10 protein-coding genes are annotated in these 15,510 nt (G+C 64.0%); 1 reads left to right on the top strand and 9 read right to left on the bottom strand.

Translation table 11 applies throughout. The features are described from left to right. Positions 1-27: 27 nt before the first annotated feature. From G3W89_RS13630 to G3W89_RS13650, 5 genes are all read right to left on the bottom strand, one after another. Positions 28-5,580: a calcium-binding protein gene (locus G3W89_RS13630; protein ID WP_162574580.1), complete on the bottom strand. Its 5,553-nt coding sequence runs from the start codon at positions 5,578-5,580 to the stop codon at positions 28-30. Positions 5,581-6,384: 804 nt separating this feature from the next. Continuing rightward, positions 6,385-7,545 (bottom strand): hypothetical protein, encoded by a 1,161-nt coding sequence (locus G3W89_RS13635; protein ID WP_162574581.1) that lies wholly within the window; start codon positions 7,543-7,545, stop codon positions 6,385-6,387. A 10-nt stretch (positions 7,546-7,555) separates the two neighbouring features. Then, positions 7,556-8,248, bottom strand: coding sequence for a hypothetical protein (locus G3W89_RS13640; protein WP_162574582.1), 693 nt, complete (start codon positions 8,246-8,248; stop codon positions 7,556-7,558). Next, on the bottom strand, positions 8,238-8,522 hold the full coding sequence (locus tag G3W89_RS13645) for a hypothetical protein (RefSeq protein WP_162574583.1): 285 nt from the start codon (positions 8,520-8,522) through the stop codon (positions 8,238-8,240). Before G3W89_RS13645 ends, G3W89_RS13640 begins: the two co-directional genes overlap by 11 nt. A 701-nt stretch (positions 8,523-9,223) precedes the next feature. After that, on the bottom strand, positions 9,224-9,655 hold the full coding sequence (locus tag G3W89_RS13650; protein WP_162574584.1) for a hypothetical protein: 432 nt from the start codon (positions 9,653-9,655) through the stop codon (positions 9,224-9,226). 433 nt (positions 9,656-10,088) lie between these two features. Here G3W89_RS13650 and G3W89_RS13655 point away from each other — a divergent pair, with 433 nt between their 5' ends. Beyond that, complete coding sequence (locus G3W89_RS13655) at positions 10,089-11,009, top strand: hypothetical protein (RefSeq protein WP_162574585.1); 921 nt, start codon at positions 10,089-10,091, stop codon at positions 11,007-11,009. Positions 11,010-11,016: 7 nt separating this feature from the next. On the opposite strand, the gene G3W89_RS13660 is transcribed toward G3W89_RS13655, so the two are convergent. From G3W89_RS13660 to G3W89_RS13675, 4 genes are all read right to left on the bottom strand, one after another. After that, positions 11,017-11,469: a hypothetical protein gene (locus tag G3W89_RS13660; protein ID WP_162574586.1), complete on the bottom strand. Its 453-nt coding sequence runs from the start codon at positions 11,467-11,469 to the stop codon at positions 11,017-11,019. A gap of 106 nt (positions 11,470-11,575) precedes the next feature. Further along, positions 11,576-14,095 carry a cbb3-type cytochrome c oxidase subunit I gene (locus G3W89_RS13665; RefSeq protein ID WP_162574587.1) on the bottom strand — a complete coding sequence of 840 codons (2,520 nt, stop codon included), beginning with the start codon at positions 14,093-14,095 and terminating at the stop codon, positions 11,576-11,578. Between the two features lie 8 nt (positions 14,096-14,103). After that, positions 14,104-15,039, bottom strand: a complete 936-nt coding sequence (locus G3W89_RS13670; protein WP_162574588.1) for a cytochrome c oxidase subunit II — start codon at positions 15,037-15,039, stop codon at positions 14,104-14,106. Then, complete coding sequence (locus G3W89_RS13675; protein ID WP_162574589.1) at positions 15,036-15,434, bottom strand: c-type cytochrome; 399 nt, start codon at positions 15,432-15,434, stop codon at positions 15,036-15,038. The genes G3W89_RS13670 and G3W89_RS13675 overlap by 4 nt, the downstream gene beginning before the upstream one ends. Positions 15,435-15,510 lie beyond the last annotated feature (76 nt).

Consider the following 15,510-nt stretch of genomic DNA (forward strand, 5'->3'; position numbering starts at 1 on the left):
GACGGGCGATTCCCTCGGGCGGGGCGCCTACTTCCAGTTCGCGGCGATTACCGGGTTCAACGCCGTCTGGTAGTCAGGCGGCAGTGAGGTCTGGCCAGGTGCAGGGGGCGCAAAGGCGGCCATGGCGGCGACCAGCACATCGACCTGGCTGTCCAGCAGCACCTTGCTGTCGGAGGTCTTGAACTGCTCGACGTGGTACGCGCCGGCGGAGTACCAGTTGCTCAAGGTGAGCTTGTCGTCGGTGGCCAGAATGCTGACCTCTAGGCTGTTGCCGATGTGGCGGAACCAGAGCTGGTCCATTGACACATTCGAGCCGAATGCCACCACATCGGTATTGCCGCTGGTCGTGTCGTAGTCGTTCACCGTATCCCGGCCCGAGTCTCGGCCGAATACATAGGTGTCGTTGCCGGCGCCGCCATTGAGGTAGTCGTTGCCCGCTCCACCGTCGAGGATGTCATTGCCGGCGTCGCCATACAGGCTGTCGTTGCCTTCGCCGCCGAGCAGGGTGTCGTTGCCGTTCTCGCCGTAGAGCGTGTCGTCGCCCGTGCCGCCACCGAGGGCGTCGTCGCCTTCGTCGCCGACCACAGTGTCGTTGCCGGCTCCGCCGTCCAGTGTGTCGTTGCCTGCCCAGCCGCGGATGTTGTCGTTGCCCGCACCCCCGGACAGCGTGTCGGCGACGGCATAGCCCTGCAGGGAGTCGTTGCCCTCGGTGCCCTGCTGCACCATCTGCTTGAGCTGGGCCATGTCCCAGCGTGTGCCATCGGCAAAGCGGATCTCCTCGATCTTGTAGCCGCTGACGCCATCGGTGTAGAAGCAGGCGCTGACGGTGATGCGGTCGGTGCTGCCCCTGAGGCTGAGGACCAGGTCATCGCCCGAGCGGGTGGCCACGATGTCGCTGGCCGCAATGCCTTCGGCGAACTCGATCGCATCGGTCTTGCCGATGCTGGTGTCGTAGTTGTTGATGACGTCCTGGCCCCAGCCACGGGCGAACCGGTAGAGATCCGAGCCGGCACCGCCATTGAGGTAGTCGTTGCCGGCTCCACCGTCGAGCGCGTCGTCGCCCGCCTCGCCATAGAGGCTGTCATTGCCATCGCCACCCAGCAGGCTGTCGCTGCCGTTCCCGCCCGACAACGAGTCCTCGCCCGCACCTCCGGTAAGGCGATCGTCGCCTTCGTCGCCGACCAGGGTGTCGTTGCCGGCTCCGCCATCCAGGGTGTCGTTGCCTGCCCAGCCACGGATGTTGTCGTTGCCCGCACCCCCGGACAACGTATCGGCGATGGCATAGCCCTGCAGGGAGTCGTTGCCATCGGTGCCCTGCTGCACCATCTGCTTGAGCTGGACCATGTCCCAGCGAGTGCCGTCGGCAAAGCGGATCTCCTCGATCTTGTAGCCACTGACGCCATCGGTGTAGAAGCAGGCGCTGACGGTGATGCGGTCGGTGCTGCCCCTGAGGCTGAGGACCAGGTCATCGCCCGAGCGGGTGGCCACGATGTCGCTGGCCGCAATGCCTTCGGCGAACTCGATCGCATCGGTCTTGCCGATGCTGGTGTCGTAGTTGTTGATGACGTCCTGGCCCCAGCCACGGGCGAACCGGTAGAGATCCGAGCCGGCACCGCCATTGAGGTAGTCGTTGCCGGCTCCACCGTCGAGCGCGTCGTCGCCCGCCTCGCCATAGAGGCTGTCATTGCCATCGCCACCCAGCAGGCTGTCGCTGCCGTTCCCGCCCGACAACGAGTCCTCGCCCGCACCTCCGGTAAGGCGATCGTCGCCTTCGTCGCCGACCAGGGTGTCGTTGCCGGCTCCGCCATCCAGGGTGTCGTTGCCTGCCCAGCCACGGATGTTGTCGTTGCCCGCACCCCCGGACAACGTATCGGCGATGGCATAGCCCTGCAGGGAGTCGTTGCCATCGGTGCCCTGCTGCACCATCTGCTTGAGCTGGGTCATGTCCCAGCGTGTGCCGTCGGCAAAGCGGATCTCCTCGATCTTGTAGCCACTGACGCCATCGGTGTAGAAGCAGGCGCTGACGCTGACGCGGTCGGTGCTGCTCCGGAGGCTGAGGATCAGATCGTCGCCCGAGCGGGTGGCGACGATGTCGCTGGCCGCAATGCCTTCGGCGAACTCGATCGCATCGGTCTTGCCGATGCTGGTGTCGTAGTTGTTGATGACGTCCTGGCCCCAGCCACGGGCGAACCGGTAGAGATCCGAGCCGGCACCGCCATTGACGTAGTCGTTGCCCGCTCCACCGTCGAGCGCGTCGTCGCCCGCCTCGCCATAGAGGCTGTCATTGCCATCGCCACCCAGCAGGCTGTCGCTGCCGTTCCCGCCGTAGAGCGTGTCGTCGCCCGTGCCGCCACCGAGGGCGTCGTCGCCTTCGTCGCCGACCAGGGTGTCGTTGCCGGCTCCGCCGTCAAGGGTGTCGTTGCCTGCCCAGCCGCGGATGTTGTCGTTGCCCGCACCCCCGGACAGCGTGTCGGCGACGGCATAGCCCTGCAGGGAGTCGTTGCCATCGGTGCCCTGCTGCACCATCTGCTTGAGCTGGACCATGTCCCAGCGTGTGCCATCGGCAAAGCGGATCTCCTCGATCTTGTAGCCGCTGACGCCATCGGTGTAGAAGCAGGAACTGACAGTGACGCGGTCGGTGCTGCCCCTTAGGCTGAGGATCAGATCGTCGCCCGACCGGGTGGCCACGATGTCGCTGGCCGCAATGCCTTCGGCGAACTCGATCGCATCGGTCTTGCCGATGCTGGTGTCGTAGTTGTTGATGACGTCCTGGCCCCAGCCACGGGCGAACCGGTAGAGATCCGAGCCGGCACCGCCGTAGAGGTAGTCGTTGCCGGCTCCACCGTCGAGCGTGTCGTCGCCCGCCTCGCCATAGAGGCTGTCGTTTCCATCGCCACCCAGCAGGCTGTCGCTGCCGTTCCCGCCGTAGAGCGTGTCGTCGCCCGTGCCGCCACCGAGGGCGTCGTCGCCTTCGTCGCCGACCAGGGTGTCGTTGCCGGCTCCACCATCCAGGGTGTCGTTGCCTGCCCAGCCGCGGATGGAGTCGTTGCCCGCACCCCCGGACAGCGTGTCGGCGACGGCATAGCCCTGCAGGGAGTCGTTGCCATCGGTGCCCTGCTGCACCATCTGCTTGAGCTGGACCATGTCCCAGCGTGTGCCATCGGCAAAGCGGATCTCCTCGATCTTGTAGCCGCTGACGCCATCGGTGTAGAAGCAGGAACTGACAGTGACGCGGTCGGTGCTGCCCCTGAGGCTGAGGACCAGGTCATCGCCCGAGCGGGTGGCCACGATGTCGCTGGCCGCAATGCCTTCGGCGAACTCGATCGCATCGGTCTTGCCGATGCTGGTGTCGTAGTTGGATACGGCATCCTGGCCCCAGCCGCGGGCGAACCGGTAGAGATCCGAGCCGGCACCGCCATTGAGGCAGTCGTTGCCGGCTCCACCGTCGAGCGTGTCGTCGCCCGCCTCGCCATAGAGGTTGTCGTTGCCATCGCCACCCAGCAGGCTGTCGCTGCCGTTTCCGCCCGACAACGAGTCCTCGCCCGCACCTCCGGTGAGGCGATCGTCGCCATCGTCGCCGAACAGGGTGTCGTTGCCGGCCCCACCATCCAGGGTGTCGTTGCCTGCCCAGCCGCGAATGTAGTCGTTGCCCGCGCCCCCGGACAGCGTGTCGGCGACGGCATAGCCCTGCAGGGAGTCGTTGCCCTCGGTGCCCTGCTGCACCATCTGCTTGAGCTGGGTCATGTCCCAGCGTGTGCCATCGGCAAAGCGGATCTCCTCGATCTTGTAGCCGCTGACGCCATCGGTGTAGAAGCAGGAACTGACAGTGACGCGGTCGGTGCTGCCCCTTAGGCTGAGGATCAGATCGTCGCCCGAGCGGGTTGCGACGATGTCGCTGGCCGCAATGCCTTCGGCGAACTCGATCGCATCGGTCTTGCCGATGCTGGTGTCGTAGTTGGATACGGCATCCTGGCCCCAGCCGCGGGCGAACCGGTAGAGATCCGAGCCGGCACCGCCATAGAGGTAGTCGTTGCCGACCCCACCGTCAATCGTGTCGTCGCCAGCATCGCCATAGAGACTGTCGTTGCCGGCTTTGCCGAACAGGCTGTCATTGCCTTCGCCGCCATTGAGGGCGTCATTGCCCGCATCCCCATCGGCCATGTCGTCTCCGGCTCCACCGCTGAAGCTGTTGCCATTGGCATCGCCCAGGTAGATGTCCGACTTGGCAGTGCCGCTTGTGGTGGCGCCGGCATAGACGTTCAAGGCTGCGAGTTCGGTCCTGAGCGCCGATCCGGCCGGCAGGGCCTCGACCCAGCCGCGCAGCGTCTCCAGGCCAGCAAAGCCTACGGCCTGCAGGGTGGGCTGCGCAAAACGGTTCAGCTCCACCAGATCGCTGAATGCATCGCGCTCGCTGACCGTCCTGCGTTGATCGAGTAGCCCGGCAAGTGCAGTGGTGTCGAAGCGAAGGCCGTTCTCGTCGATGGTGAGCTCGATGGCATCGAGGTACGGCTCGAGCCGCGTCTGCAGCACGAGGGCGCTGTAGATGCTCTCCTTCAATGCGTCGTAGCTCTGCTGCAGCAGCGCCAGTTGCGCGGCCGGCGGGGCGATGCCGTAGCCGGCGCGCGTCACGTTGCTGGCCGCGTCGGTGGTGGTGGTCTTGGTGGTGCCGGCGGTCATGGCGATGCCGTTGGCGCCGGTGCTGTAGAAGCGCTCGCCGTTGAAGACCTCCAGCACGCCCACGAGGTTGCGGTACTGCGCTTCGGTCATGCCCGCGGGCAGGCCGCTGATCTTGACGTTGCCGTCGAGGCTGGTCTCCAGGCTCTGCCAGAAGTCCGAGCCCTGGGCCCATTGGGTGAGAAGGTCGTCCAACAGGGCCCGCTGGGCGTCGCGGGTGGTGGCGCTGCTGAAGGCAGAGAGGCTGGTCCCGAGGGTTGGGCTCAGGCTGACCGCTTCGGCCAGATCGCGGGCGCGGCCCGAGCCCTGCATCTGGGGCAGGGACCTGGCCTGCTCGGTCAACGGCACGGCCACGGTGAACTCGCGATAGAAGGCGTTGGATTCGAGGTCGATGGCGCCGACGGTGCGGTTCACCTGCACCCCATCGACCTCGCGGGTGAAGCTGGCGCTCTGGGCGATGAGGTTGCCGTTGACGGTGGTGCCGGCCTGGGCGCCGCCGGTGGCGTTGCTCGCGCTGCCATTCACGCCGATGCGGCTGATGCCGAGGGTGTCGAGGCCGGAGAGTTCGCCTGCGTCGGTGATGCCGTCCTGGTCGAGGTCGCGCCAGATTTGCAGCGAGCCCCAAGCCAGATCGGCGGCATTGAGCTGGCCGTCGGCGTTGGCGTCCAGATCGGCCAGGGCGTCGAAGCCGTTCACGGCATTCCTGCCATCGGACTTGACGGTGTCGATGCCGAAGAGCTCGCGCCCGGAGTCGATCGACCCGTTCCCGTTGAGGTCGCGAACGAGGATACCGTCGTCGGCGTCGATCCAGCCGGTCCCGGTGCGAATGGTGTCGGCGTTGTGGTCGAAGAGGATGGAGCCGGAGGCGCGCTTGAGTTCGAGGCCATCGCCGTCGAGGTCGAGCATCAACGGGTCGACGGGTTGGCGCCAGGCGCGGGCATCTCTGAAGCAGCCATTCGTCCTTTCTCCAATGCCTCCCGGAATCGACCAATCGAATTCTGGAATATCAATGGGGTGAACTTCAGTCGGAATAGTTCCATCCGCGACTTTTTCATTCAAGTAATCACGAATGTGATCAGCGATATCAAAAACATGTTCTTGAAATGCTGGGTTGACTGCTGCTGCAACAACCCCTATTCCCACAGCTAGCACACCAACCCCGGCCGCAACGGGAACTCCGGCAGCAAGCGCTGCAATCGTACCCATGCCTGCGAGAAAGCCGACCGTTGCAGCGGTATAACCAACGACGCCAGAGTCAATTCCTGCCGGGCCATAAATAGGAATGTATATATTGGTTTCGTCACCCAGTGATTGTCCGGCAGTGACTTCACCGGCGACCGTCGCGCCCAACACTCCGATCCCAGCTGTTCCCGGAGCTTGCGCTGCAAGCCTCTTGAGCTGCCCGAGCGCCAATTTGATCCCTGTTCCAACCAAACTCATTTCTTTACTCCATCAATGAAAGACAGAAAAACACCGCACCTACAGCAAATCCAATTAATGGATATGCAATGGGAATAATCAACCCAATCAGAGAAATAAAAAATAGAAGTAGAACTGGGATTTTTTTCCAATGCGCAACGGGTGTTTGATAATAGAAATCCTTGAGCTCCTCTTTGATTTTTGATCTATTCAGTCCAACAAAGGGCCCCAAAACAACGGATCCAACTGATGCAAGTGTCCAAATGAATCCAAAAGAAAAGAAAAACGCTCTCATGCCCTTCCCTTTATGAACCTGTTGCCGCCGGTGGCGTTGGTGGTGCTGCCGACCACGCCAATGCGGCTGATGCCCAAGGCGTCGAGGCTGAAGAGTTCGCTTGCGTCGGCGATGCCGTGCTGGTCGAGGTCGCGCCAGACCTGCAAGGAACCTAAGGCGAGATCGGCGGCATTGAGCTGGCCGTCTGCGTTGCTGTCCAGGTCGGCCAAGGCATCAAAGCCGTTGAGCGCGTTCTTGCCATCGGACTTGAACGTGTCGATGCCGAAGAGTTCGCGGACGGAGTCGATGGTGCCGTAGACGTTGAGGTCGCGAACCAGGATGCCGTCGTCGGCGTCGATCCAGCCGGTCCCGGTGCGAATGGTGTCGGCGTTGTGGTCGAAGAGGATGGAGCCGTCGGCGCGCTTGAGTTCGAGGCCGTCGCCGTCGAGGTCGAGCATCAGGGGATCGACGGGTTGGCGCCAGGCGCGGGCGTTGTCGAAGTATTGGTCCACCTGCCGATCGACACCGGGCCATGGCATGCCGGTGAAGGGGTCACCACCGAGGTCTTGGGCGTCATTGAGACGCGTCCGTAGCCAGCGCGAAAAGCCATCGCCTTGGGAACCCAACGACTTGCCCCAGTTCTCCGCGTAGTCGCGCACGGACTTGCCGTCGATGGAGACGTAGTCCTCGCCGAGCCCAATCGGTGACCATATCCAGTCGCCCCATGTGCCGGCCCAGCCCCAGTTAGGCAAGCCGAATCCTCCCGCGCCGGTATCTTGCACTGCACTGTCGACATCCTTCGCGAGGATTTCTTTTGCGGAGGGAATGCCTCGATCACGGATGACATCCTCAAGAACTTTGCGAGCCAATCCGTCCGAAACTCGTTGAAATTCATCATCGCTTATTGGCTCGCCGGTCAGACGCTCTCGAATTCCGGAGGTCGCGCCGCGGACAAACTCACTCGCAAACGAGCCATCATTGGCATTGATGCTGGCTGCACGATCTAGCCATGTCGATAGATTTCCAAGTTCAGTTGAACGCGTAGCGTCGATTTCCGATGATCGAGCACCATCGACGATTCCTCGCATGTATTCATAAGCCTCCGCATAGCGGCCTTGATCTCTCATCAAGGTCAAATCAACAAGTTCATGATGCGTCAGATTGAGTGCAGTGGTCATTTTTCCTCTCCTATTGCTTGATTTCGTTGGTCAGTTTTTTCAAAAGATTCTTTATCCAAATATGCATTTCTCTTGGTGTGGTTCCGTATCCTTCGGCTGAACCATAGCGAACGGGGATGCCGGAAAGAAATCTGGCCTCTGCATAGTAGCTATCCGCCACCAGATTTCCATTCTCATCATTAAAAATTCGAGTTCGAATGGTTGTCCCCGTTTTTTGACTGAGCAATCCCTCATAAATTTGATAGCCATCTTCTTCTCCAACATAGCGGTCAAATCCCGGTCCAAGGTCACTGCGATCCTTATTGATCCTCCATCGCTCGACAATGAATTCGCCGTGCGTACCTCTATGTTCAGGAGCGATGAGAATGTGCATGCAATGATTGCCAGGCACGTTGTTGCGAGCACAAGGCAACATGCTGGGATAAGCGGCATACAAGACAACGTAGTCTTCCGGCGGCGCGTCTGGATCTTTCAAATAGCCTCGATCTAAATAAAGTACATGCCTCGTTTGCCCATGATCAACATTGACTTTGATCACATTGCGTGAAGGCTCGCGCAAGTAGTGCTGATAAGCGATAAATCCTGCGAAGCACAACATGATCGTCAAGATGACTGCGAATGCGATCCACGCCATTGCCAACGACCTACGGTTCGGCGGCTCAGAGGATTCGTCATTGGGGGTAACAACATCGTCAGACCACATAGCATTCCTTGAAGTGGAGCCGGGCCTTGAAGGTTTGGCTCAGGCGGACCGCTTCGGCCAAGTCGCGAGCACGCCCCGAGCCCTGCATCTGGGGCAGGGACCTGGCCTGCTCGGTCAGCGGCACGGCCACGGTAAACCCGCGATAGAAGGGATTCGATTCGAGGTCGATCGCGCCGACGGTGCGGTTGACCTGCACCCCATCGACCTCGCGGGTGAAGCAGGCGCTCTGGGCGATGAGGTTGCCGTTGACGGTGGTGCCGCTCTTAAAGACCATTTCTCCTTTGCTACAACCCGTTGTGAAGCTATTTGCTGGCTCCTGTGCCTTGTCCGCGACCCATAGAGCCGCATCCTTCACGAGTTCTTTCCCATTAAATGACATATTTCCTCCATGTGATGTATAAAGCCAAAAATGTCAAAAAGACAATATTCAGCGCTCCTGGCCCTCCGCTATTGGAGAATTTCGCAACGATTCCATGAACTGCAACTGCTGCCACAAACAACAGTGCAACACTCAAATTGCTTGTCAATAGACAAAACATCGTCGAAATCTCTATTCGACGGCGCAATCACTTTTCGAAACCACCAAAATTAGTTCAGCTTTTTGATCTCGCTGAGAATTCTCTTTCGAACTGGATAATTTTGCGGGGCGGAGTGGATGAGCATGCATAGACAATGACTTTGGAGGGACTCGACTTGATGGCTTCGTCCACCACGGGCGTTGCAAGTTTGGATTTAATTGACTTTATCTTGTAAATTCGGGAGAAATTTCTACGATTGCCTCTTTGTGTTTGCCTGAGCAAGCCTCGCCGAGAGCAGCGGCCAAAAAAGGCAATAACACGAAATGGGGAAATTTGATAATTCGCGCCCAGTTAAATTAAGGAATTCCGAAAGCGGCAGTATTGCAGGACCAAAAAAAATAAGTCATAGTGAACAAATCGAAAAAATGGTCTAATTAATTTATAGTTCATCCATCATCTACGCGTCGATCCAACGATGCAGAACAAGAAAGCTGTCGAAGCCCACTGCATCCAAAAGCGGCATCGCCAAGCAGTTGAGATCCAGCAGATCGGTGAGGGCCTCTTGCTCATTGGCGGCTCTCTTCTGATCGAGGAGACCCTCGAGCGCGGTTGCGTCGAAGTGCAGCCCGGTTTTGTCGATGGTGAACTCGATGGCATCCAGGTACGGCTTTAGCCGGCTCTGCGGCCCTAGAGTGCTGCAGATGCATTCTTTTAGGCGTCGTAGCTCTGCCGCACGTGCGAGAGTTGTGTGGAGGCCATGACGATGCGGTGGGCGGCGTGCCGAAAAGCCTTCGCCGAAAAGCTCGAGCACGCTCACGAGATTGTGCGCCGCGATCATGCCGTCAACTGCCCCAAAGATGGCGGCGCCTTCGCCTTGCTTAGTACTCATATCGTTCCAATATCGAAGTGTTACTTTTCATCATTGATTGGCCTGATGGTGCCGCTCTGATGTCTCTGTCCTTCCCGGATGCAGGTGTGCAAGAGTTAGGGCCGCCGTCGCGCCAGCCCGGCACTTTAATGAAGCGTGGTTCGGAATTCAATGTAAATAATACCAAACGCTTTTCGTCAGAATTAGCCAGAATTAAACAGATTTAACCGTGCTTGCATCGGTAGGCGCCGCAATCACAAATGTGTCCGGGAATCGAAGTTTTCATAATTCACGAACCGATGCCGCCCTTGTCCACCTCTGAAATACCTTCGAAAAGGCACCTTCGAGAACTTGGGGAATTGTTTCCGCGACGTCGTTGTCATCGCCGTCGTGCTGCCCGTAACACCGGGCCCGAGGCATCGTCGAGTCCCTCGCTTTTCGCTACCCTAGCGACATGAACGCACTCGCCCCGCAGCGCTCCGCCGTCGAAGCCCCCATCGGCCCGCCGCCCCCCGCACCCGACCTGCCGATACCGCCTTCACCGCCTCCCGCACCTTCACCTCCGCCCGAGGGAGACCCGCCGGCGGCCGATCCGCCGATGACCGAGCCCGGCGCGCCGGCGCCGGTGGCCGACCCGCCGCCCGGCGCTTCAGCGCTCGGCCGCCTCCACGCGCGGCGCCTGCGCGAGATGTACCGCTCGGCCGGCTGGCCCTGTTGCGACGAGATCGAGGTCGAACTGCTGGCCGCCGGCCTGCTGGAGCGCGTGCGCTGGCCGCAGGGCCACGAGACGCTGCGCGTGAGCGATGCCGGCATCGCCCACATCGCAGGGAGCCTGGTCGTCAACCGCGCGGCGCTCTCGCGGCACGAAGCGCTGGTGGAGCAGGTTGCGCGCGAGATGACGCGCGCCGGGCGGGTCGCGTGGCGCGGGCTGAGCCTGCGCGCACGGCTACCGGCCGCAAAGGAGGGTGACAAGCCACGCTGGTGCCTCGCACGGCCCGACGTGTTCTCGATCCGCAACACGAGCGTGGAGGCCTATGCGCAACCCGTCGTCCACGAGGTGAAGGTCAGCCGCGCCGATCTGCTCGGCGACCTGCGCAAGCCCGACAAGCGCGCGGCCTACCTCGATGTGGGCGGCGAGTGCTGGTACGTCTTGGGCTGCGATGCCAAGGGCCGGCCCATTGGCGAGCCCGAGGAGGTTCCGCCGGAATGCGGCGTGCTGGTCGCGCAAGGCGCGCGGCTGGTGGTGGCACGCGCGGCCGTGCACCGCGCCCAGCCGCGCCTGCCATTCAGCGTCTGGATGGCGCTGGCCAAGGCGCAGCCGGTGTCCGGCTTCGACGACGAATCGCAGGATCTGCTGGCAGGCGTCGAAGGCTGAACTCTCTTCAGGAGCCGCGCCTGACCGGCACCGCGCGGCCGAGCGGGGCAGATCCGCCGTCCTCGCCATCTTCCTCGTCGTCGCCCACGTCGTCGTCGAGGTCGTCCGAGTCCCCGGCCAACTCACCGGCCGTCGCGGCAGCCGGGTCGTCGACCGCATCCGTCACGTCGCCCACGTCGTAGGGCACGGTGCCGATGCGGTCGGGCAGGATGTCGGCATCGTCCGATGACGCCGTGGTGTCGGCCGACGCACGCTCGCCGGTGCCCGTGGAATCGGAGTCGCTGTCGTGCGAGATGGGCAGCGCGCCTTCGGCGCTCCCGTCGGGCACGGCCCTGCGGCTGCCGTCGGTCTGCACGTCGCTGCCGCTGTCGCTGGTGTCGCTCGGACCGAGCGAATCCACGTCGGTGCCGCGAGGCTCCGCCGGCGCGTGCTCGCCGCCCAAGATGCTGCTGGTGGCCATGATGGTCCTCCTTGTCGATGGCATGGCTCGACTCTGCGCGGCGGCACCGCGTGCCGTGTGGGCTGCGGCCGACGCCGCATGTCGGCCAGCGTGAGGTCGGGTGCCTTCAGCCCAGCAGCAGCGGCAAGCCCTGCACGAGAAGCAGGCCGACGAGGCCCTGCAAAGTTGCGCAATGCCAGAGGGGTAGCGCGTTGTCGAGCGTCGACCGCGCCTGCGGCTGCAGGCGTCCGGTCAAGGAGCGCGCCAGCAGGTAGCCGCCCATGAGCATCAGCACCGCCACATGCAGCCCCTGGTAGGCGAGCAGCATCGCAACGGTGGCGCTCCAGGCCTGCGCCTGCGGGTTCAGGCCGGCTTGCGCCTGCGCGAACAGGTCGATGCCGAAGGCACCCGCCACGCATGGCATGGCGAGCGCCACCTGCAGGCGCAGCATTCGCTGGCCCTGCGGGTCGGCGCCGCGCAGCCGCCGCGGCGCCGTCGCCATCAGCAGTGAACCGATGCCGAGCAGCGCGGCCGACGCCCAGGGCCAGCGCAAGGCCGGCAGTGCAGCGCCGGGCGGCGGGCACGTGTCGGCCGCCATGGCGACATGCACATGCGCATACGCGAAGGAGGCGAAGACCGTCATGTCCACCACCACGAGGACGAGCGTGGCCCACCGCGAATGCGAGTCGGCGAGGCGGCGGCTGCCCGCGGGCAGCTCCACGCCTTGCGCTACCTCGGCATGCGGGCGCGGCGGCGGCAGGTCCGTGGCCCAAAGCCAGCGCAGCACCGCCACGATCGCGACCGCCCCAAAAGCAAAGGCGGCAACCGCCAGCTCGACGGTCAGCAGCAGGAAGAAGCCCGCCGTGCCGATGGCAGCCAGCAACGGCCACCAGCCGTCGGTGGGCAGGCGCAGCAGGTGCAGCGGGCGCGCATCGACGATGCTGGTGACCAGCGTCTCGCGGCCGCCGAAAACGGTGCCGGGCAGCCAATGCCGTCCATCCTCGACCTCCCGAGGGAGCGACGGCTGGTCCCACAAGGGCTCGCGCGACACCAGCTGCGGGATGCTCCGCACACCGTACTCGCGCAACGGCAGCCATTCGAGGGTGCCGGCCCGCCACGGGTTGCCGTGGTCCTTCTCCGGCCGTCGCAGCGTGCGCGCCGCGTCGACGATGAACAGCAGCACGCCGGCAGCCAGCACGAAGGCGCCGGCCGTGGACAACAGGTTGAGCGCGTTCCAGCCCAGGTCGCCCGGGTAGCTGTGGACGCGCCGCGGCATGCCCAGCAGGCCCGCGATGTGCATGGGAAAGAAGGCCAGGTTGAAGCCGCCGAACATCAGGCCGAAGACCCAGCGGCCCCAGTGCTCCGAGAGGCGATGGCCGTTGAAGACGGGCGCCCAATAGTAGAAGCCCGCGAACAGCGGAAACACCATGCCGCCGATCAGCACATAGTGCAGATGGGCGACGATGAAGTAGCTGTCATGCGCCTGCCAGTCGAAGGGCAGAACCGCCACCATCACGCCCGTCAGGCCGCCCAGCACGAAGATGAAATGAAAGCCCAGCAGGAACAGCGTGGGCGTGTTCGGCCGCACCTCGCCGCGCCACAAGGTCGCGATCCACGCGAACACCTGCACGCCACTGGGAATCGCGACCAGGAAGCTCGCGGCCGACGTGACCGTCATCGCCAGGTCACCTACGCCCGCGGCGAACATGTGGTGCATCCAGAGCGCGAAGCTCACGAGCCCGACGCCGGCAAGCGCGGCCACGATCGCGCGGTGGGCCACCAGCCGCGTGCCCGCGAGCGCGGGGATCATCATCGAGACCATGCCCGCGGCGGGCAGGAAGATGATGTAGACCTCCGGATGCCCGAAGAACCAGAACAGGTGCTGCCACAGCAGCGGATCGCCGCCGCGCCCGGCGATGAAGAAGGGCCAGTCGAAGGCGCGTTCCAGTTCGAGCAGCGTGGTCGCGGCGATCACCGCGGGAAAGGCGAAGACGATCATCAGCGCCGTGACCAGCATCGCCCAGGCGAAGACCGGCATGCGCATCAGCGTCATGCCCGGCGCGCGGGTGAAGAGAATGCCGATGATGAGCTCGATGGCGCCCGCGATGGCCGAGATCTCGATGAAGCCGATGCCCAGCAGCCACCAGTCGGCGCCGCGTCCGGGCGAGAACTCCTTGCCGGTGAGTGGCGGGTACATGAACCAGCCGCCATCGGGCGCCTCGCCGAAGAACAGCGTGCAGAAGAAGACCAGCCCGCCGATGGCATAGGCCCAGAAGGCATAGGCCGACAGCCACGGAAAGGGCAGGTCGCGCGCACCCAGCATGCCAGGCAGCAGGTAGACCGCCACCGCTTCCACGATCGGCACGGCGAAGAGGAACATCATCACCGTGCCGTGCATGGTGAAGAGCTGGTTGTAGGTCCGCGGCTCCACCAGCGCGTTGTCGGGCACGGCCAATTGCGCGCGCATCACGAGCGCGAGCACACCCGCCAGCACGAAGAAGAGCATCGCGGTCGCGATGTAGTACACCCCGATGCGCGTGTTGTTGACGGCCGAGAGCGCCCTCCAGCCCTGCGGCGCCTGCCACGCGCGCTCGAGCGCCTCGCGTTCGCCTGCGGGCCGGGGAAGGGCGGAGGGCAGCTCGCTCATCTCCTCGCTCATTTCAGCTGCGCCAGCCAGGCGGCGATGGCCTGCAGGCTGTTCTCGTCGATGCGCTCGTGTGACGAAGGCATGCGCGCGCCGGGCTTCAATTGCTGCGTGTGCGCCACCCAGCGCGCCAGGCCATCGGCATCGTTCGGCAAGAGCCCGGCACCCAGGTACAGGCGGCTGCCCACGTGGGTGAGGTCAGGCCCCAGGCGGCTTTCCTCGCTCACGCCGCGCACGGCGTGGCAGGCATTGCAGCGGTGCGCGAGGAAGGCGTCCCGTCCGCGCTCGAGCGCGGGCGTCGCCGGTGGCGCGGCCGGTCGTGCCTGCATCGTGAGCCAGGCATCGAAGGCCGGGGGCGGTTCGGCCACGACTTGCAATGCCATGCGCGCATGCTGGTCGCCGCAGTACTCGGCGCAGGCGCCGCGCCAGAGTCCCGGGCGATCGGCCTGCAACTGCAGGTGCTGCATGCGACCCGGCACCATGTCCATCTTGCCGCCGAGCGCCGGCACCCAGAAGCTGTGGATCACGTCGGCGCTGGCGAGCGCGAGGTACACCGGCCGGCCGACCGGAATGCGCAGCTCGTTCGCACCCGCGACCTCGTGGCCGGTGGCCGGGTCGCGGTAGCGCAGCTCCCACCACCACATGTGTCCGGTGACGGCGACGATCAGCGCATCCCTGGGCGGCGCCACCCGCCAGGGCGGCTTGTGCCACTCGCTGTAGACGAAGAGGGCGGCGAGCACGGCGCCCGGAAAGGCCAGGCCGCCTCCGAGCACCCACCCGCGCGCATTCACCCGCCCGCGGCGGCGGCGGACCGCGAGTGCGAGCAGCGCCATGACGCCCGCGAAGATCAGCGTTGCGCCCGCAACAAGCACGCCGGTCACGCCTAACAGCGTCTCGGCCACCGGCCCAGCCGCGTGCAAGGCTGACTGTGCGTGAACGCCGCTCATTCGAGTGCCAGCAGGTAGGCGGCCATGTCGCGTGCCTGATCGGGGGAGACGCCCATCGCCGGCATCAGGGTGTCGGGCACCAGTGCTTTCGGCTGGACGATCCACTGCGCCAGCAGGTCGGGCCGGTTCGGCACCTCGCCCGCGATGTAGCTGCGTCGGCCGAAGCTCGCGAGCGCCGGTCCCATTCTTCCGCGGGCCGCAGGCACCTCGGGGATGGCATGACAGCTGCCGCATTGGTACTGGCCCAGCAGCGCCTGGCCGCGCAGCCGCTGCGCGGGTGGGGCATCGGCGTAGGGCAGACCGCTTTCCCTGACGCAGCCGGTTGCCAGCGCCAACGGGACCAGCGCCAGCAGCAGCGCGGTCCGTGGGCCGTGGCGGTCCAGCGAGAGGGCCATGGCGGGCATTCTGGGGGTGGGAATTGGCGCTGCGCCGACAGTGCGGCGCTGTTGTGCGTCGGACAATGCCGCCAGT

Source organism: Variovorax sp. PBL-H6 (assembly GCF_901827155.1).
Taxonomy (GTDB): Bacteria; Pseudomonadota; Gammaproteobacteria; order Burkholderiales; family Burkholderiaceae_C; genus Variovorax.